Source organism: Mycobacterium sp. D16R24 (assembly GCF_002013385.1).
In the GTDB taxonomy this organism is placed as follows: domain Bacteria; phylum Actinomycetota; class Actinomycetes; order Mycobacteriales; family Mycobacteriaceae; genus Mycobacterium.
On record NZ_MAEV01000014.1, the window covers coordinates 158,536 to 175,822 of the forward strand.

General features: G+C 65.3%; 16 protein-coding genes and 2 pseudogenes. 12 read left to right on the forward strand and 6 right to left on the reverse strand.

The features are described from left to right. Nucleotides 1-9 precede the first annotated feature (9 nt). Nucleotides 10-543 (forward strand): peptidase, encoded by a 534-nt coding sequence (locus tag B4383_RS13330; RefSeq protein ID WP_078290766.1) that lies wholly within the window; start codon nt 10-12, stop codon nt 541-543. A 1,359-nt stretch (nt 544-1,902) separates the two neighbouring features. Then, a complete protein-coding gene (locus B4383_RS13335; protein ID WP_046252093.1) occupies nt 1,903-2,301 on the forward strand; it encodes a secretion protein EspR in 399 nt (132 codons plus the stop codon). A 104-nt stretch (nt 2,302-2,405) separates the two neighbouring features. Here B4383_RS13335 and B4383_RS13340 read toward each other — a convergent pair whose 3' ends face one another. The 3 genes from B4383_RS13340 to B4383_RS13350 all read right to left on the reverse strand — a co-directional run bounded on the left by B4383_RS13340 (nt 2,406) and on the right by B4383_RS13350 (nt 5,533). Further along, entirely contained in the window at nt 2,406-3,521 is a 1,116-nt protein-coding gene (locus tag B4383_RS13340) for a hypothetical protein (protein WP_078290767.1), read from the reverse strand. Further along, entirely contained in the window at nt 3,518-4,009 is a 492-nt protein-coding gene (locus B4383_RS13345) for a DUF955 domain-containing protein (protein ID WP_078290768.1), read from the reverse strand. The genes B4383_RS13340 and B4383_RS13345 overlap by 4 nt, the downstream gene beginning before the upstream one ends. A gap of 66 nt (nt 4,010-4,075) precedes the next feature. Then, nucleotides 4,076-5,533, reverse strand: a complete 1,458-nt coding sequence (locus B4383_RS13350) for a hypothetical protein (protein ID WP_078290769.1) — start codon at nt 5,531-5,533, stop codon at nt 4,076-4,078. 316 nt (nt 5,534-5,849) lie between these two features. Between B4383_RS13350 and B4383_RS13355 the strand changes: the two genes are divergently transcribed. From B4383_RS13355 to B4383_RS13390, 9 genes and pseudogenes are all read left to right on the forward strand, one after another. After that, nucleotides 5,850-6,506: a DUF6474 family protein gene (locus tag B4383_RS13355; protein WP_078290770.1), complete on the forward strand. Its 657-nt coding sequence runs from the start codon at nt 5,850-5,852 to the stop codon at nt 6,504-6,506. 3 nt (nt 6,507-6,509) lie between these two features. Continuing rightward, entirely contained in the window at nt 6,510-7,175 is a 666-nt protein-coding gene (locus B4383_RS13360; RefSeq protein WP_078290771.1) for a YcnI family protein, read from the forward strand. After that, nucleotides 7,175-7,741: a copper resistance CopC family protein gene (locus B4383_RS13365; protein WP_078290772.1), complete on the forward strand. Its 567-nt coding sequence runs from the start codon at nt 7,175-7,177 to the stop codon at nt 7,739-7,741. The genes B4383_RS13360 and B4383_RS13365 overlap by 1 nt, the downstream gene beginning before the upstream one ends. Before the next feature lie 148 nt (nt 7,742-7,889). After that, complete coding sequence (locus tag B4383_RS13370) at nt 7,890-8,537, forward strand: hypothetical protein (RefSeq protein WP_078290773.1); 648 nt, start codon at nt 7,890-7,892, stop codon at nt 8,535-8,537. A 98-nt stretch (nt 8,538-8,635) separates the two neighbouring features. Beyond that, nucleotides 8,636-8,767: pseudogene (locus B4383_RS27160) on the forward strand (MerR family DNA-binding transcriptional regulator); the annotation flags it as partial. Between the two features lie 6 nt (nt 8,768-8,773). Beyond that, nucleotides 8,774-8,923 (forward strand): annotated as a pseudogene (locus B4383_RS27165) (TipAS antibiotic-recognition domain-containing protein); the annotation flags it as partial. A 9-nt stretch (nt 8,924-8,932) separates the two neighbouring features. Next, entirely contained in the window at nt 8,933-9,421 is a 489-nt protein-coding gene (gene rraA / locus B4383_RS13380; RefSeq protein WP_078290775.1) for a ribonuclease E activity regulator RraA, read from the forward strand. Further along, complete coding sequence (locus tag B4383_RS13385) at nt 9,421-10,608, forward strand: amino acid deaminase/aldolase (RefSeq protein ID WP_078290776.1); 1,188 nt, start codon at nt 9,421-9,423, stop codon at nt 10,606-10,608. The genes rraA and B4383_RS13385 overlap by 1 nt, the downstream gene beginning before the upstream one ends. Further along, the gene (locus B4383_RS13390; protein WP_078290777.1) at nt 10,605-11,891 is read left to right on the forward strand and encodes a D-arabinono-1,4-lactone oxidase; all 1,287 of its coding nucleotides are present in this window, start codon (nt 10,605-10,607) and stop codon (nt 11,889-11,891) included. Before B4383_RS13385 ends, B4383_RS13390 begins: the two co-directional genes overlap by 4 nt. Nucleotides 11,892-12,163: 272 nt before the next feature. Here the strand turns inward: B4383_RS13390 and B4383_RS13400 are convergent, their stop codons facing one another. Beyond that, nucleotides 12,164-12,946, reverse strand: a complete 783-nt coding sequence (locus tag B4383_RS13400) for an enoyl-CoA hydratase-related protein (protein WP_078290860.1) — start codon at nt 12,944-12,946, stop codon at nt 12,164-12,166. Between the two features lie 151 nt (nt 12,947-13,097). Between B4383_RS13400 and B4383_RS13405 the strand changes: the two genes are divergently transcribed. Further along, nucleotides 13,098-13,697, forward strand: a complete 600-nt coding sequence (locus B4383_RS13405; RefSeq protein WP_176126703.1) for a TetR/AcrR family transcriptional regulator — start codon at nt 13,098-13,100, stop codon at nt 13,695-13,697. Between the two features lie 75 nt (nt 13,698-13,772). Here B4383_RS13405 and B4383_RS13410 read toward each other — a convergent pair whose 3' ends face one another. Together B4383_RS13410 and B4383_RS13415 are read right to left on the reverse strand one after the other, a co-directional pair. Further along, nucleotides 13,773-15,257: an NAD(P)/FAD-dependent oxidoreductase gene (locus B4383_RS13410; RefSeq protein ID WP_078290779.1), complete on the reverse strand. Its 1,485-nt coding sequence runs from the start codon at nt 15,255-15,257 to the stop codon at nt 13,773-13,775. A gap of 87 nt (nt 15,258-15,344) precedes the next feature. After that, nucleotides 15,345-17,282, reverse strand: coding sequence for an NAD(P)/FAD-dependent oxidoreductase (locus B4383_RS13415; RefSeq protein WP_078290780.1), 1,938 nt, complete (start codon nt 17,280-17,282; stop codon nt 15,345-15,347). Between the last annotated feature and the right edge of the window lie 5 nt (nt 17,283-17,287).

Consider the following 17,287-nt stretch of genomic DNA (forward strand, 5'->3'; position numbering starts at 1 on the left):
GTGACAGATATGACAACTAGTTCCGATCAGCCGATCGAGATCGCGCCCTTCCACGCGGGCGGATCGCTCAGGGGGTTCGTGGTGTGCGGCCGCTGGCCCGATTCCACCAAGGAATGGATGCAGCTGCTGATTGTGACAGTGCGCATCGCCACACTGCCCGGATTACTTTCCACCACAACGATTTTTGGCGCCCGCGAGGACCTGCCTGACGATCCCGCGCCCGGCATGGTCGGTTTGGTCGTCGCCGAAGGCACGGTGCTCGGGGAGTCGGCGGTCGCGCCCGGGCATTTTGCAGAACATCAACCACCGGCGTTGCTTATGCTCCATCCGCCATCCGAGACCAACCCCACACTGCCGGAATGCCTTGGTGCAGCCTCGGGTTGCCTGCTTCTTCCCGGATTGCCACACCTGGGGCTAGAGCATCGAGCCGCATGGGTTGAGGCCGAGTCAGACGGCACGGTGACATCGGTGGTGAGTCGGGTAGGCATCGATCCCATCAGCGATCCCGACACGGCCGTGTTGGCCATGTTGCTTGCCGCGTAAAGGAATTCGTCGACTCGACTTCCACCACTACCGGCCATGGCGCCGCATACCCGTTCTTCTGCTTAGGTTTTCGATCCGGCACCGCCGTGCCCACGATGCGGGCCGAGAGTAGGCATCCCCAAAGTCGCGATCACCATTACTCGCGCCAAACAGCCATTCGGCGAACCGGTTACGTTCGGTGCGCGAGGCCTCGACAACCGCCCCGAGCACGATCCGTCAGCCGCCGCCAGTGACAACACGGCATTCCTGGGCGAGCTCGGCAACCATTCCCACACTGATGACAATGCGGCCTGAACTGCGCTGGCATTGATCGATCGCGCGGGCGGGCGTCCGACCCATGCCGGCCCCAGTTCACGGTCCCTCCGTCGCCGTCGAACACGCCCCCCGGGGCCATACTCCTCAAACGGCCCCATCGCCCTCCGAGCAGGTTTGGCATTCCCCGGCTCCGGGAGTTGGATTCGGTGCACGAACAACGCAAACCACCGCCCTAAACCAGCGACCGCCCGCACGACTCGTTTCCCCTCCCTGGCGATCATTTCCTCAAAATTTAGGCCGAGCTCGGTGACACGACAATGCCGACCGCCGCCGCCCCGCCAGCGACCATCGGTGGAACCACGCGCTGCTGGGCTCTCCGACAGGCACGGTGTGCGCTGAAACGGGCACGTTCCCCGCGGGACCCAGCCGCACCGGTCACTTCCGTCACATCTGCTCCAGGACGTGACCGCGACACCCGTCGCGATCTCGGTTTGGGAGGGTCTTCGGCGGCTCTGACGGGGCGTTGGACGGCGGTGGCAGACCACACGCTCCCATAGTTGCTGTGATCTTGCTCACAGCTCACCGCCATGGATTTACCGCTGGTCAGAGGGGATGCCCTGCTGACGGGCACGCTTGCCGTCAACGTTCCACTATTAAAACGTTACCTATGCGCGGCGATTCCCGCCATAATCGCTAGCTGCAGTTATCGTCACGGACATGACATCGTGCCAGGTCAGCGCGGCGTGCGCGGAGAAGACGCGGTGCCGGTGCCAGTAGCAACTCAGCAGGTTATACAGCCAGACACTGTGCCCGGCCGACTTAGGAAACGAATGCGACCTCTCCGCACGGCCCACACCGGAGTCTCCGAGCCATCGCCCTGGGGATTCATCAATCATTTGCCTGAGAACGAAGATTCCCAGATCGTCCCGAATATTGGACGCTGCACGAATGTGCCTGAGCTAGCAGGTTTGGATTACCGAACATCATGTCCATCCGCGGCGAACTTGATGGTTGCGCTTGGCTGCAGGCAAAACTAAGGTTACGATAGGCAGCAAATACGTCCCCCGAATTAGCAACTTTATCTGTTTGTGGAGGTAAGGCTCGATGAGCACCACGTTCACCGCACGTTTGAATCGGTTGTTCGACACCGTGTACCCGCCCGGGCGCGGCCCCCACACCTCTGCCGAGGTGATCGCGGCCCTGCGTTCCGAGGGCATCACGATGTCCGCGCCGTACCTGTCGCAGCTGCGATCAGGTAACCGCACCAACCCTTCGTCGGCGACCATGAAGGCGCTCGCGAACTTCTTCCGGATCAAGCCGGCGTACTTCACCGACGATGAGTACTACGAGAAGCTCGACCAGGAACTGACCTGGCTCGCCAACATGCGCGATGAGGGTGTCCGTCGAATCGCGGCCCGCACCGTGGGGCTGTCTGTCGAGGCACAGGACCGCATCACGCAGGCCGTCGACGAATACCGTCGCCAAGAAGGTCTCGACAGCTAGTCCGCTTCTCGCCTGACCGGTCCACTCGGGGAAGGACCGGTCAGTTTGGCGTTCACCGCTCATCGAGCTGGCGGCGTACGCACGGAGGGACGGCGATGTACAACTTAAGAACGACGTTCGGCACGCACCAGCCTGCGGTACTCAGTGGCGATCGCGAGAATCCATTCGCGATCGGAGTATCCGTCAGGCTGGTGTAGCCATTCCGGGCCCGGGAAGTTTTCTTTCGGATCACCTTCGGTAAGAATCCATTTCACCACCGCGTGGGCCTGCGCGTCCGGTGGTACGTCGAGTCTCACCGGTTCTGCTCCGAGCTCGATATCGCCCTCGCCCTCCGATTCGGGGTCTAGCCCCTGGGCGTGCATCGCCTCCAGGAAGAGCGCATCGGAGATGTAGGCCATGCGGTCTGCCACCTGGAACGCCAGCGGTCCACGCGGACGCACTCCGATGGCCGCGTCCGGCTGACGCTTCTTGATGTCGTTGTACAACGGAGCCAATACGAACATCTCGCGTCGAGCGACCAGCCACGTCTCGAAGGTCGGCAATAGCGATCCCACCGCCACCATCGCCATTGCACAACCTATCAACGTCGCCGCGGTCCCGATCGTCACGTACTCCGAATTGGCCACGGCGACACCGGCCACCACCAAGACGGCCAGTACCAGCAGGCTGATCCCGACGGTGAAAAGGAACAAGGCGCGACCCCGACGGCTGCGATTCGAATAGGCCATCCCCGCCCACAGCACCACCGACAGGGCAACGGCGATGTACAGCATCGGGATGAGCCAGGCTGTGCCAGAGGCGAATCCACCCAGATCGTGCTTGAGAAACTCGCGGGGCGTCATCTCGGGCTGCGGACCACGGGAAAAGAAGACGGCAAGGCTGGCGCCGGCGATCACGGCCGCGGCCAGGTACTGCCAGCGCGCCCATCGCCTGTTGGCCGCCGCGGTGCGGCTGGCGGACATGCTGGTGATCATCACGCAGCTGCCCGCCGCGCAGGCCGTCAGCGCGGCCTGGCTTACCGCCACCGAGATATTGGGCCAGCCCAGCGAACTGTCCACAAGAATTGTCAGCGGCTCCCAGTTCAGCGCCGACACCAGCGCCAGGCTCCCCAGCGCAACGATCATTCCGGTGCTCACCGGGGATTGTTTGTGGACGAGCACCCACCCGATGCGCAAACCCGTCGCCATACCCAGCAGCCCGGCAATCACCCAGGCGATCACCCAAAGGCCTCCCCGAGCCTCACCTGAACAATGGAAGCGCGGTCTGAGGGCAGCCGGCCAAGCCGGTAGAGCAACAACGCCGCGAAGTCCTCGGCTTCTTGTTCGGCCTCCATCCCGGCCGCACCCATGCATCCGGTGCGCTGGGACAGCATGTATGCGATGAGGTCGTCGCTGGCAAATTCTGCTTCGTCCCTAGCCATTTCAGCCACCGAGATGCCCTCATGCCGCAGCACCACATGCCCAAGTTCATGGGCGAGCGTGCGATCCCAGGTGGGCAGGCCGCGCTGGATGATGAAGATGTCTTCGTTCTCGTACTGGCGCCATTGACCGCACACCCCGGGCGGTAGATCAGCCGAGATGATCTCGATCGACCGGTCCCGATCGCGACCGACGGCCTCCACGAGTGCGGTCAGCGTCACCTCGCCCTTGCGCGGGGCCAGATCCAGCACAGCGTTGACGGCGTCGGTCACACGACGGCCTGCGCCCATGTGCGTCTCCCCTCAACACGTGCCTTCCCGAACAGCCCCCTTTCGGGGTGCTGTATCGATTCTCCCCTACTCCAGGAAGCGGGCGGCAGCGGAGGCACGCACGGTATGCCCGGCCTTGGCTTGCCGGTATCCGATGGCGCCCCCCACGAAGGTCATCATCGCGATACCCACGGCACCCGGAATGGCCACCGCGGCGATCTCGGACGTCTTCGTGAGTCGGAGGTAGTCGCCGTAGCCGGTACGCGGCGCAATGGTCTGGGCGGCGACGAACTGCTCGATCGGCTTCGTGGCGGCCTCGGGTTGCTTGGACCCACCAGCGGTCACGACGGCGTCGCCGCCCCGGCCACCCTCGGCCTGCTTGATGGTCACAACCGGCGGCGCCGGCGGCACGACCGGCGCTATGGCCGGCGGCGCGGGTGGTGCCGCGATCGCGACTGCGGGAGCCTTGGGCGTGAGCACCGTCGGCGGCGCTATGGGCCCGGTGTGAATACCGGGGTTTCCGCCCGGGGTCCGGGTGCCGGCCGCGCCACCGAACGACGGCGTGGCCGGGTTCGGGGCGCCACCGATATCAGGAAGCCCGGGCAGCGTGATCACGTGGTCGTCGGATTCATGCTCGTGCGCCGATCCGCCCCCGGCGCCCGCCTCGTGCGTCGATCCACCGCCGGTACCTGGCGTGTGCGTCGACGTACTCGGCTTTTTCTTCCAGATGACAATGGTGCGTCCACCCATGTTGATGGTGACGCCCGGAACTCTGGGTTCCTCGGACGACGTCTCGTGTCCTGTTGGTGCAGAGCCCGAAGCGGGGGTGTCCGCCGTACCCGTCGCACCCGGTGCGGTCGCGTTGTGCGGAGAGGTCGCGGTGTCGGCCTTAGGCGTCGTGGCGGTCTGCGTCTTCGGGGCCATCGCACCGGCGACGGAGCCCAAAGCGCCCTTCAACGTCGGTGACGTTTCGGTGTGAGCTGTTGTGCCGCTGGTGCTTTCAGCAGTGGGTGCCGTGCCGTTCGGGGTATGAACACCCGCCGCGCCACCCGAATGCGGAAGGGTTATCTCGGGGCCGCCACCGATCCCCACGCTGGACGTACCGCCAGAGGAGCCGGGGGTGCTGGTGCTCGAATCATGGCTGCCCGCCGCATTGTCGGACGATTTGCCATTGGCGCCGGCAGACCCGGGCTTGGGAACGTTCGCCCCGGGGCCCTTGTCTTTGCCTTTGTCCTTGTCGCCGGCGGAGGAATCGCTGCTACTACCGCCCGCAGCACCTTCCGATCCAGCGCCGCCGTGCAGGCTTTTACCGAAGCTCGGGGACGAGGGCGCGTTGCGCGTGCCGCCGCTGCCTGGTCCACCGCCTCCGCCGACTCCGCCACCGAGCAGGCCGCCAGTGATCTTGTGGATCGCGCCACCCAAGCCATGGTCGTGGTCGCTGTCACCACCTGAACCACCGCCGGGCTTTGCATCCGCAGCCGGGGTCGATACGGCGAAAACCCCGAATCCCCCCATGAGCGTCCCCGAGCTGAGCACCGTCACCACAGCAGCGCGCGCCGAAGCACGCTTCAGCTGCTGGCTCCGCCTACTCTGCTTTGCTCGATGTCGCCCCACGGCGATCAGAATGCCGGGAATTTGCTCGGAGGTCAAATATCTATCGCAAATTGTGGGCCCTTTCACCTTATGTTCGCCATATACCACCCGAATGGGGACTTCTAGAACTTCGCTGGCGACTGCCGGGGACCTTTGCAGCGTGCGGCGCGACCACCTAAATACGCGGCCCCATCCGCACGGGGCCAGCGCGGGTCGGCGCGCTAGGGTTAGCGCCACACTCGCAACGCGATGAACGGAGGCCGCTGGGATGGGTTTTCTCACCAGCCGCAAGAGCCGCTCGACGAAACGCGCCGAGGCTCGGGCTCTGAAGGCGAAGGCCAAGCTCGAAGCCAGATTGGCGGCGCGCAACGACCGGCGACGGATGCTCATGCAGGCGCGCTCGGAGTCCGCCGCCCGGCGCGACTCGCGCAAGACGGAGCTCGCGACGTTGAAGGCTCAGCGGCAAATCGCCCAGGACCAGCTCAGGGCGGTGCGCGAGGGCAAGCTGCTCTCGCCGACCCGGATCAAACGCACCCTCACGGTGGTGCGGCTGCTAGCCCCTGTGCTCCTGCCGGTGTTGTACAAAGGGGCCATCGCGGTTCGCGGGGTGCTGGATCAGCGCCGCGCCGATCGCCTTGGCATACCGCTGGCAGAGCTTGGTCAGTACTCAGGATTCGGAGCGGAGCTGTCGGCCCGTATCGCCGGCGCTGAGCAGTCCCTCCAAGCCGTACTCGACCGTGCGCCCAAGGACGCGGAGACCAAGAAGTTCACCTCGGCAGTCCGTGCGCGGCTGGAGGAGTTGGGTACCGCAGTGGGGGCCTCCGAGCACATGCCACCGACCCGCAGGCGCGCTGCCCATGCCGCCATCGCCCGCGAGCTCGACGGCATCGACGCAGATCTACTTGCCCGACTCGGAGTGAGGTAATCCATGCGGTTGTTTCCTCGACTGATCGCGGCGTCGACCGCGGCGGCCGCAGCGCTACTGACGCTCGCCATTCCGGCGTCCGCCCACGTGCGCGTGACCACGGACAACACCGCCCGCGGCGGCTACGCGACGCTGGAGTTCTCGGTTCCCAACGAGTCCCAGAGCAAGGCGCTGACCACCGAGTTGACCGTCCAGCTGCCCGATGCCGGTTCGGCGAGCACCGAGCTACTGCCGGGCTGGACCAGCACCGTGGATCGGGACGCCGGTCAAGGCACGGTCCGGTCGGTGACATGGAAGGCCGTCCCGGGTAACGGGATTGGGCCCGACCAGTTCGCACTGTTCCGGGTACGCGTCAAGCTTCCCGATACCGAGTCGGTGGTCTTCCCCGCAACACAGACATATGCCGACGGCCAAGTCGTCAGGTGGGATCAGCGGGCCCAGCCCGATGGCACCGAGCCGGAGCACCCCGCACCCACACTCGACCTAACACAGAGCAAGGCCGACCACGATGGACACTCGGCGCACGCACCTCAGGTGTCGGCAACCCATGATTCCGGGCAGAACGCGGCACATCCGGACAAGACGGCCCGCTGGTTCGGCGGGATCGGTCTGGTCCTCGGTGCTGTCGCGCTCGTGCTCGCGGTGACAAATCGGCGGAGGCAGCAGTGATGACGGTTCTACGCAAGTCGGTGTCCGTGTTCTTGTCGGCCTTCATTGTGTTGGGGCTGGGCCTGGCATTGCCGGGTGTGGCGGCGGCACACGCCGTCAAGGTGTCCTCCGATCCGGCCGAGAACGCCGTGTTATCCGGGACTCCCGCGCAGGTCAGCGCCACCTTCAACGAGCCGCTGCAGAAGCGTTTTTCCGCGCTGACGATCATCGGGCCGGATGCCAAGACCGACCAGTGGCAGGCGGGCGATCCGCTGGTGTCCGGTGCGACGATCTCGGTCGGTATGAAGCCGGGAGCACCCGCCGGAAAGTACACGGTGAACTTTCGTGTGATCTCCGAGGACGGGCATCCGGTCGACGGATCCTGGCAGTTCACCATCACCGGCTCGGGTGCACCCGCCTCCGCGGGCGCCCCGGCGATGTCGCAGCAGCCGTCGGGCACGAGTTCTCCCGCTCCGGCGCCTTCGGCGAATCCGACCGACGGCGACCTGCCCATGTGGCCATTTGTCGTGGCTGTGGTGGTCTCGGTGGGTGCGGCACTCATCTGGACTCAGCGTCGTCAGTCGTAATCCGCGAGGGGGCCCACTGGCCTTTTTCCGGTGTGACGGCATGATGGACAACGGCGGGGCGGCAGAGATTCGGGTGTGAGCCGCCCATCGTGGCCGCGAGCGCGCCACGAACACCCAGGACGACCGAAACTTGCGAAGGAGCAGGCGCATGGCGGACCAGGACAATTCGGGTAACGAGCCCAACCAGACACCGGAGAAGCCGGCTGGCGGCGAGGCACCAAAGCCCGCGACACCGGCTCGCCCCGCGAAGGCCGCGAAACGTCCAGCAGCCAAGCGCGCGCCTGCAAAACGGCCCGCTGGTTCGTCGGCACCGCCGAAGTCGGGTCCCAAGGCCGAACCCGGGTCCGGCACAGCCCCCGCCCCGAAGCCGCCCGCCGCACCGAAGCCCGCCAAACCGGAGCAGCCCGCCGAGGCAGCAGCACCAGCATCCGAGGCCCCCAAGCCCGCCGCCCCACCGGTACCGAAACCTGCGCCAGTGGCGGCACCCGCACCTACACCCAAGCCCGCGCCCGCGCCGACCCCTGAGCCCGTTGTCGAGGCCCCCAAACCGGAGGCGCCCGCACCGGCACCCACGCCTGAACCTGCCCAGCCCGACCTCGCGGCGGCTGCCCGGGAGGCTGCCGCGCAAGCGAAGTCGGCGGTCGATTCGGCGCCGCCACCGATTCCCGGCCCGGCACCTGAAGCGGGCCGGCAATCACCGAACCTGAAAATCGCATTCGGTGCCGCGTTCGCGATTTTCGTCGTGTTGCTGCTTCGGCGCCGGCGTCGCCGCGAGGACTCCGTCGAACTGGACTGATCGGCTCCGGTTCCGCCGTCACGAGAAGAGGGCTTGACCCTCACGTCACGGGAGGCCACACAGTGTCGGACGTGAACGAAGACACAAGTGGACCAAACCTGGTGACGGTGGGTCGGGTATCCGATCTGACCGGCCTCTCGGTCCGGACACTGCACCACTTTGACGAGATCGGCCTCGTGGTGCCCAGTGCCCGCACCCCGGTCGGCTACCGCGGATACACCGATACCGACTGCACTCCGCAGACGCAGCTGCGCCTCACCGAAATGTATGTCGCTGACGATCGATTCCGGGCGTACTACGACGGCGCCAAGCCCGGTCTAGCGCAATGGCTACGAGATGTCGTGATTGCCTATGCGCCAGAGCCGGCAGCGGCGCCTGACGAATAAGCTTGGGGCATGACGACAGCACCGATCACGCCCCGCCCGACCGCCGACCTGGGAGATGAGCTCGGCATCGACATGGCCAGTTGCGATCTTCAGCTCGCGCAGTTCGGCGCGCGGCCGGTATTCGCCGGGGTCATCACCACGGTGCGCTGCCACCATGACAACGCTCTATTGAAATCCATTCTCTCAGAGCCTAGTTCGGGTGGTGTGCTGGTGATCGACGGCGGCGGATCGCTGCATTGCGCGCTGGTCGGCGACATCATCGCGGGGATCGCCGTCGACAGCGGATGGTCGGGTCTGGTGATCAACGGAGTGGTTCGGGACAGTGCCGAGCTGGCCACCATGGACATCGGCATCAAGGCCCTCGGCACCAACCCGCGAAAGGGCAGCAAGACCGGCGCCGGGGAGCGCGATGTCGTCGTCAGCTTCGGCGGCATCGACTTCACGCCGGGGGCGATCTGTTATGCCGACCATGACGGCGTTGTCGTGGTTCCTGCCTGATGTCGGTGCGGAGGCTGGCCGAGGCGCTGCGGGGGGCACCCGTACCGCTGGCCGCGGTCGACTTGGACGCGGTGCGGACCAACGCCGCGTCGCTGATCGCCGCCGCCTCCGGTCTACCCATCAGGGTGGCCAGCAAGTCGATACGCAGCACCGCGCTGATTCGAAAGTTTTTGGAGATACCAGGCTTTCGAGGGGCGCTCGCCTTCACCCCCGCGGAGGCCGTGCATCTCGCCGATGCTGGCATAGACGATCTGCTGATCGCCTACCCCAGTGTCGACCGGGGAGCCCTGGCCACGGCGGCCCGGCATCGCTCAGTCATCCGCCCTTTGATCGACTCCGCCGACCACGTGAATCTGCTCGCGGCGATCTCGCAGGAGACCAACGCACCAATCCCGGTGTGCCTGGATGTCGATGCCGGGTGGCGTCCCCTCAACGGCCCGCTGCACCTGGGGCCTAAGCGATCACCGGTGCACACCCCCGAGCAGGCGGCCGCTCTCACCGATCTGGTGTGCGCCACCCCCGGGCTGCGGCTGGCTGCTGTGATGGCCTACGACGGGCAGATCGCCGGCGTGGGCGACATCGTCCCGGGAAACCCGTGGTACCAGTTGGCGGTTCGCGGCATGCAGGCGTCCTCGCTGCGCGACCTCGGCCAGCGTCTCCCCCGGGTGCTGAACGCGGTCACCGCGCGGTTGTGTGCCGCCGGGGCACCGCCGCTCGAGCTGGTGAACTCCGGAGGTACCGGCAGCCTAGCCCGGATCGCGGGACTGGGATTCGCCACCGAATTGGCGGCCGGGTCGGGCTTCTTCGCTCCGGCCCTTTTCGACAACTACCGCAGTCTGCGGCTAGATCCAGCCGCCGCGTTCGCGTTGCCGGTGGTGCGCAAACCGGCACCCGAGCTGGCCACGGTACTGGGCGGTGGGTACATAGCCAGTGGCCCCGCCGGGGCGAGTCGCGTGCCGGAGCCCTCGTGGCCCAAAGGTTTGTCCTTTGACCCATCCGAAGGTGCCGGGGAGGTTCAGACGCCGTTGCGCGGCGCGCGGGAGCTGGAGATCGGCGATGTGGTGTGGTTCCGGCACGCCAAGGCCGGCGAGCTCTGCGAACACTTCACCGAACTGCAGCTCGTCGAGGACGGTCAGCATGCGGGATCGGTGCCCACCTACCGCGGCGAGGGAATGATGTTCCTGTGAGCGAGTGGCACAACTGGAGTGGTCAAACATCTTGTGCACCAGGACTAGTGGTACGCCCACGGTCCGAGGAGGAGCTGGCATTCGCCCTCAGACGTTCTGCCGGGCGGACGGTACGGCCGGTCGGTTCATCGCATTCCTTCACCGAGCTGTGTGTCACCGACGGCGTGCAGGTGGACATCTCGGAACTGCGGCAACTGATATCGGTGGACGAGCAAGACCGGGTGCGGGTCCAGGCCGGCATCACCCTGCATGATCTGAACCGCAGGCTGTTGCGGCACGGACTGGCCCTGCCGAACCTCGGCGATATCGACGCCCAGACACTCGCCGGGGCCGCTGCTACCGGAACTCACGGGACGGGCCTGCGATTCGGCAATATCTCGCAGACCATCGTTTCGATGCGAATCATGACTGCCGACGGCACTACTCACGAGATCGCCGGTGGTGATGAGTTGCGCGCCGCACGGATCTCATTGGGTGCGCTGGGAGTGGTCACCGAGTTCACCCTGCAATGTGTTCCGGCCTTCCGACTGCACCGCCGTCAATCCGTGCACGATCTCGACACTGTGCTGGCCGATCTGCCCACATTGCTGGCCGATACCGATCACCTTGAGCTGTACCTCTTTCCGCACACACGAAGGGTCTTGCTGCTGGAGTCGACACGCACGCAGGAGGATCCCTGGCCTCGCCATCCGGTGCGGCATTGGGTGGAGCGCGATCTGGTAGAGAACGGCGCGCTCGGCGCGCTGATGTGGGCGGCCGGGCGTGTGCCTGCTGCCGCCCCGTACATATCGAAATTCGTTGCCGATCTTGCTGGTTCCAATGAGTCGCAGGATGAGAGCGCTGCGGTGTTCGCGAGCCCCCGCAAGGTGAAGTTCACCGAGATGGAGTACTCGCTGCCACGGGAGAATGCCCGCGACGCCATCCAGACCGCCCTGGCCACCATTGAGCAGAACCGTCATCTGGTGGCCTTTCCGTTGGAGGTCCGCTTCACCCAAGCCGATGACGCGCTGCTGGCACCGGCCTATGGCCGCGAAAGCGTCTATCTCGCAGTGCATCAGACGATTCACGGTCCGTGGGAGTCGTACTTCCACGATCTCGAACCCATCCTGATCGGGCTGGGTGGCCGCCCACACTGGGGTAAGCGGCACACCCTCACCGCCGCGCAGCTGAGCGAGCGCTATCCGGAATGGCGGACATTCCAAGAGGTCCGCGCACGGTTCGACCCCGAGGGCGTGTTCAGCGGCGAATACCTGGACAGGCTCCTCGGCCCGATCAGCCCCTGAACCAGGGCGGCGGTGTCGGGGCCAGAGCGCCGTCAGGCTCACCTACCGCATGGGACGTCCCGGGGGGTTCACTGTCCCCGACGAAGCCGGCGGTCCAGTCCGCACCGGACGGCCATTCGTCCGTGGCGGGCGCATCCTCAACGGCGGAGGGCCAGTTGTGTCGTCCCACGATGCACTCCATCCCGTGACCACGATGGTCATCTGGTTACGTAATGTACCCAAATGCAGTGAGGTGCGCGAGGTGCGGGATTCAACCCCGGCACGCTGCGACGCTACCCGTGGCCACTCCAGCGCGGGGCGCGACGTTCGGTAAACGCACGCGGGCCCTCGGCCGCATCCGGCGAGCCCATGAGCCGCAGGTGATCGCTCGTCTCCCGCGCCGCCACCTCGGCGGGCGACATCCCCGTCATCTGCGCGTCCCATAGCAGCCGTTTGGTCCGCGCCGCAGACTGCGGTGCGACATTGGCCGCGATGTCGCGAGCCATCTCCAGCGCGGCGGCGAGCACCTGTTCGGCGGGCAGACATCTGTTGGCCAGACCCGTCTCGACAGCCCTGCGGGCCGAGAATGTCGTACCGGTGAGCAGTAGTTCGGCCGCCACCGCCGTACCCACCAACCGCGGTAACGTCCAGTGCGCCATGGCATCCGGCGCCACCCCGAATCTCACCTGAGGTATCGCGTAGCGACCTTCCTCGGCGAGGATGCGGATGTCGGCGTGCAGCGCCAATGTCATCCCGATACCGATGGCATGCCCGTTCACCGCGGCGATCACGGGAGTGCTCAGCTCGAAGGCGGCCGGCCGCACCGGTGACGCCGAAAAGTCGGCATTGTCCGGGGCGGCAAAGGTCTCCGCACCCGCCGAGATCTGAGCTCCACTGCAGAATGCGGGCGCAGTGCCCGTCAGCACGATGACACGCACGGCCCGGTCATCATCGAGCCGCCGATAGGCCGCGCCGAGCGCACGACCCACTTCGGCCGTGAAGGCGTTGCGTGTCCCCGGGCCGTGCAGGGTGAGCGTCGCCACCCCATCGGCGATGTCGGTCAAGAGCTCGGTCAGGTCATCACCCCGCAGCGGGTCATGGCCCGACCGTACATCGGCATCACGGGGCCGGATTCTCCTGGTGAGCTGAGCCGAGCGCATAGACTCAATGGTCGTGGCCAAACGATTGACTCGCTCTGAGGCTCAGGCTCAGACAAAGGCCCGACTCGTGGAGTCCGCGACTCAGCTTTACTTGCAGCAGGGATTTGCGGCAACGTCGAATGAACAAGTGGCCGAAGATGCCGGCTACAGCCGTGGCGCCGTGTACTCGAATTTCCCGAGTAAAGAGGCCTTGGCGCTGGAGGTCATCGATCGGCACACCGAACAAGTTCTGGAAAGCTCGCGCCAAGCGCTTGGCGAAGGTTCTTCAGGGATTCGCCTTGAGAAGTTTCAGGACTGGATTGAGCAATCACTCAGTGACACCGGCTGGGCCCTGCTGAAGATCGAGCTCGCCTTGGTTGCCCGGCGCAATTCGACGCTGAACGAGGAACTGGCGGCCCGCGACAAGACCATGCTGGACCACGTTGCCGGCGTGATCGCGCAGCTCGATGACGATCTCGAACTTCCCGAGGCGAGCCTGCAGGACCTCGCCCGCCTGTGCGTCGCAGTCGGGCAGGGAGTGGCCATCGACAGCATCAAAGACCCCTCGTCGACTACCGACTGGACCGAACGACTCCTGGCCGCCGTACAACGGCTGTTGCCCATGCGGCCAATGCTTCCCATGCTGATCGCCGCGAGCGCGAATCAGGCTGCACTCGAACAGGAATAGCGTCCGTGAACCTTGGGCCACGACCGCGAACGGCTGGAGTCGACGGGCAACACCCGGCCGTTCTGCAGCAATCATCTAGCCGTTAATGGCCACCGGTGCGGTCTCGGCTGCGGCCTTCTTCCTGCCGAAGCGCATGCCCTCGGCGATCCGGCTACGCCGCATCATCCCGACGTCGTAGGCGTAGTTCTGCTTCAAACGCCACGGGTGCTTGTTGCCCTGCTTGGGCAGTTCTTCCAGCGCGCGCAGCACGTACCCCGGGGTGAAGTCCATGAACGGCTGCTTCTCGAGCGTCTCGTCGGCGAGCTCCGGAACCGCCGTGACATAGCCGTTCTCGTCCATGTAGTTCAGCAGCCGGCCGACATACTCAGACACCAGGTCCGCCTTGAGTGTCCATGAGGCGTTGGTGTACCCGATGGTGAACGCCATGTTCGGGATGCCGGTGAGCATCGCACCCTTGTACACGGTCTGCGCGGGCAGATCCACGGGCACACCATCGACCGTCGGGATGACGCCGCTGAAGAACTTCAGGTTCAAACCCGTCGCGGTGATGATGATGTCGGCGTCGAGATGCTTGCCTGACTTGAGCTTGATGCCCGTCTCGTCGAACGTCTCGATGTGATCGGTGACGATGTCGGCCTTGCCCTTGCGGATCGTCTTGTACAGGTCACCGTTGGGCACCACGCAGAGGCGCTCGTCCCACGGGTTGTACTTGGGGCCGAAGTGGGTCTTGTAGTCGTAGCCCTTGGGCAGCTGAAGTTTGGCCTGCTGCATAATGATCCGCCGCGCAGCCTTCGGGAACTTGCGGCTGGCCTGGTAGCTGAAGATCAGCTGGCCGATGTTGATCCACCTCGCGATCGGGTAGGCCACCTTGGGCGGCAATATCTTTCGCAGGCCGTTGATGATCGGGTTCTCGTTCGGCAGCGACAGGATGTAGGTGGGCGAGCGCTGCAGCATGGTGATGTGTCCGACATCGGGCGCCATCGCCGGAACCAGGGTCACCGCGGTGGCGCCAGAGCCGATCACCACGACTTTCTTGCCCTTGTAATCGAGGTCCTCGGGCCAGTGCTGCGGGTGGATCACGGTGCCCTTGAAGTCGGCGACGCCCGGGAACTCCGGTGAGTAACCCTGGTCGTAGTCGTAGTAGCCGGTGCAGCAGAACAGGAAGGAGCAGGTGTACTCGACGGTCTTACCATCAAGATCCACCTGAACGGTCCACTGCTGGGTCTCGGTGGACCACGCCGCCCCGACGACCTTGTGTCTATACCGGACGTGTCCGTCAATGCCGGAATTGGCCGCGGTCTTGTGCACGTAGTCGAGGATGGAAGGGCCGTCCGCCAGGGTGCGGCTGTCGTTCCACGGTGAGAAGCGGAAGCCCAGCGTGTACATGTCCGAATCGGACCGGATACCTGGGTACTTGAATAGATTCCAGGTGCCGCCCATATCGTCGCGGGCCTCGAGCACTGCATAGGTCTTGGACGGGCAGCGGTTCTGAATGTGCCAGGCCGCGCTGATGCCGGAGATGCCGGCGCCGACGATGAGCACGTCAAAGTGTTCGGACATGCCGCGATGCTACCGCTTACGGATCGGGGAGAAAAGTAAAGTTAGACCCTTGCGGTGGCACCCACACTGTGCCGACGACGCCGCAGGTCAGGGCCCTCCGGCGCTGGTGAACACGTACTCGGACCAGTCCGGACGCCGGATGGCGTGCCAGTACTCGGGCAATCGCCAGGGGCTGACGGTGTGTATCTCGCCGTCCGCGTTCTTGAAGTAGGAGTGTTTGACGGCAGGGTGCGACCACACCATCTTCTTGATCTGCTCCTGCGTGCGCCGATGCCACTCGGCCGCCGCCCGTGGCTTCGGCTCCATCGCCAGGGTGCTGTCGGTCGCCAGGTGTTCCAGGCATTGCGTGATGTACCGCATCTGCAGTTCGGACTGGAAGATCAGGCTCCCACCGTGGGCCAGGTGCGTTCCCGGGCCGTAGAGAATGAAGAAATTGGGGAACCCCGGAACGGTGATGCCGCGATGCGCGTAGGGCCGTTCCCCCCACATGCTGCGCAGCTCGACGCCGCCGCGTCCCGTGATCCGCATCGGCCACAGCACCTCGGTGGCCCGAAATCCCGTGGCGTACACGATCACATCGGCGGGGTGGACCGCACCGTCCACGGTGACGACGCCGTCCGGCTCGATTCGGTCAATCGGTGTGCGCACCAGCGCGACATTGCCGCGCCGGAGGGTTCGTAACCAGCTGCCGTTGTCCTGGAGCGTGCGCTTACCCGTGGCCGGGTAGTCGGGCAACACCTGAGCAAGCAGCTGTGCGTCACCCTCGACCTGCCGGGTTATCCAGTCGGTGAACATCATTCGTGCGGCGGCGTTGATCCCGCTCACCGCGTAATCCTGGTCGGGGTAGTCGGGATCGATCTCGGCTGCATCCAGCCCCTTGTCCGCACCGGGCCACATGAGCAGGAACCGGTACCAGCGCCCGTAGAACGGCAGATACCTCATGGCCCACCGCACGCCGGCCTCGACGCGGTCGTGGTACATGACATTGGGGAACATCCATTGCGGGGTGCGCTGGAAGACGCTCAGGTGCTCTACGGTCTCGGCGATGGCCGGCGCGATCTGGAATCCGCTGGCGCCAGCCCCGATAAGAGCGACGCGCTTCCCGGCCAGATCTACGGAGCCGTCCCACCGCGCGGAGTGAAAGGCAGGGCCTGCGAAGGTCCCGGCACCGTCGAAGTGCGGGATGCTGGGACGGTTGAGCTGGCCCACCGCACTGATGACGGCTCGGGCCGCAAGCTCCTGTATCGCACCCTCTTTCGTGCGTACCCGGATGCTCCAGTGCCCGTGTCGTTCGTCCCAGCTTGCCGACTCGACCTCGGACTCCCATCGCACATGCTCACCGAGACCGCGTCTGTCGACAACCTCCTGAAAGTAGTCGCGTAGCTCGGGCTGTTGGGCAAAGTAGTGACTCCAACGGTCGGTCGGCTCGAAGCTGTAGCAGTAGAAGTGATTCGCGACGTCCACACGAGCACCCGGGTATGTGTTCTCCCACCAGGTTCCGCCGGGGCCTGCGTTCTTCTCGACGATAGTGAAGGGGATGTTGGCCTGCACGAGCCTGATTCCGGCCAAGATCCCCGACTCACCGCAACCGATCACGACGACGGGCAAGCTGTCCGTCTGCCCCGAATCCAGCGGTGTGGCGCGTCGCGGATCGACGCCCTCCAGATCGAGTTCCTCCAGAACCAACGGCCGGTAGTGTTCGGGAACCTCTTCGCAGGCCGTCCAATTCATCATCTCCCGCACGACGTCGATATCCAGTGGCGCCGGCTCCGGGCATCCCCGATCGCGATAGTCCACGAGCACCGCGAGCGCCACCTGCCGGGCCCTCGCCTTGTCCTCCTCGGACATGAAGCCCTGGACTTCGTTGAGGAAGGTGGCCGCCTGCTTGAACTCCCGGATGTACCGCGGATCGCCCGTGATGTGCACTAGTGACAGCAGCAGCGTCGGGATGCTGACATCCTCCAAGGCAGCGACGATCTCCTGCGTAGAGGTGAAAAAGGGTTGCCCAGCATAGCGGTTGCGCACGGTGT

What these genes read in the sequence shown, in the direction of transcription:
- B4383_RS13385 (WP_078290776.1), top strand. Translation starts at nt 9,421, where the DNA reads ATGTCGGTGCGGAGGCTGGCCGAGGCGCTGCGGGGGGCACCCGTACCG.
- B4383_RS13370 (WP_078290773.1), top strand. Translation starts at nt 7,890, where the DNA reads ATGGCGGACCAGGACAATTCGGGTAACGAGCCCAACCAGACACCGGAG.
- B4383_RS13335 (WP_046252093.1), top strand. Translation starts at nt 1,903, where the DNA reads ATGAGCACCACGTTCACCGCACGTTTGAATCGGTTGTTCGACACCGTG.
- B4383_RS13360 (WP_078290771.1), top strand. Translation starts at nt 6,510, where the DNA reads ATGCGGTTGTTTCCTCGACTGATCGCGGCGTCGACCGCGGCGGCCGCA.
- B4383_RS13330 (WP_078290766.1), top strand. Translation starts at nt 10, where the DNA reads ATGACAACTAGTTCCGATCAGCCGATCGAGATCGCGCCCTTCCACGCG.
- rraA (WP_078290775.1), top strand. Translation starts at nt 8,933, where the DNA reads ATGACGACAGCACCGATCACGCCCCGCCCGACCGCCGACCTGGGAGAT.
- B4383_RS13345 (WP_078290768.1), bottom strand. Translation starts at nt 4,009, where the DNA reads ATGGGCGCAGGCCGTCGTGTGACCGACGCCGTCAACGCTGTGCTGGAT.
- B4383_RS13355 (WP_078290770.1), top strand. Translation starts at nt 5,850, where the DNA reads ATGGGTTTTCTCACCAGCCGCAAGAGCCGCTCGACGAAACGCGCCGAG.
- B4383_RS13410 (WP_078290779.1), bottom strand. Translation starts at nt 15,257, where the DNA reads ATGTCCGAACACTTTGACGTGCTCATCGTCGGCGCCGGCATCTCCGGC.
- B4383_RS13365 (WP_078290772.1), top strand. Translation starts at nt 7,175, where the DNA reads ATGACGGTTCTACGCAAGTCGGTGTCCGTGTTCTTGTCGGCCTTCATT.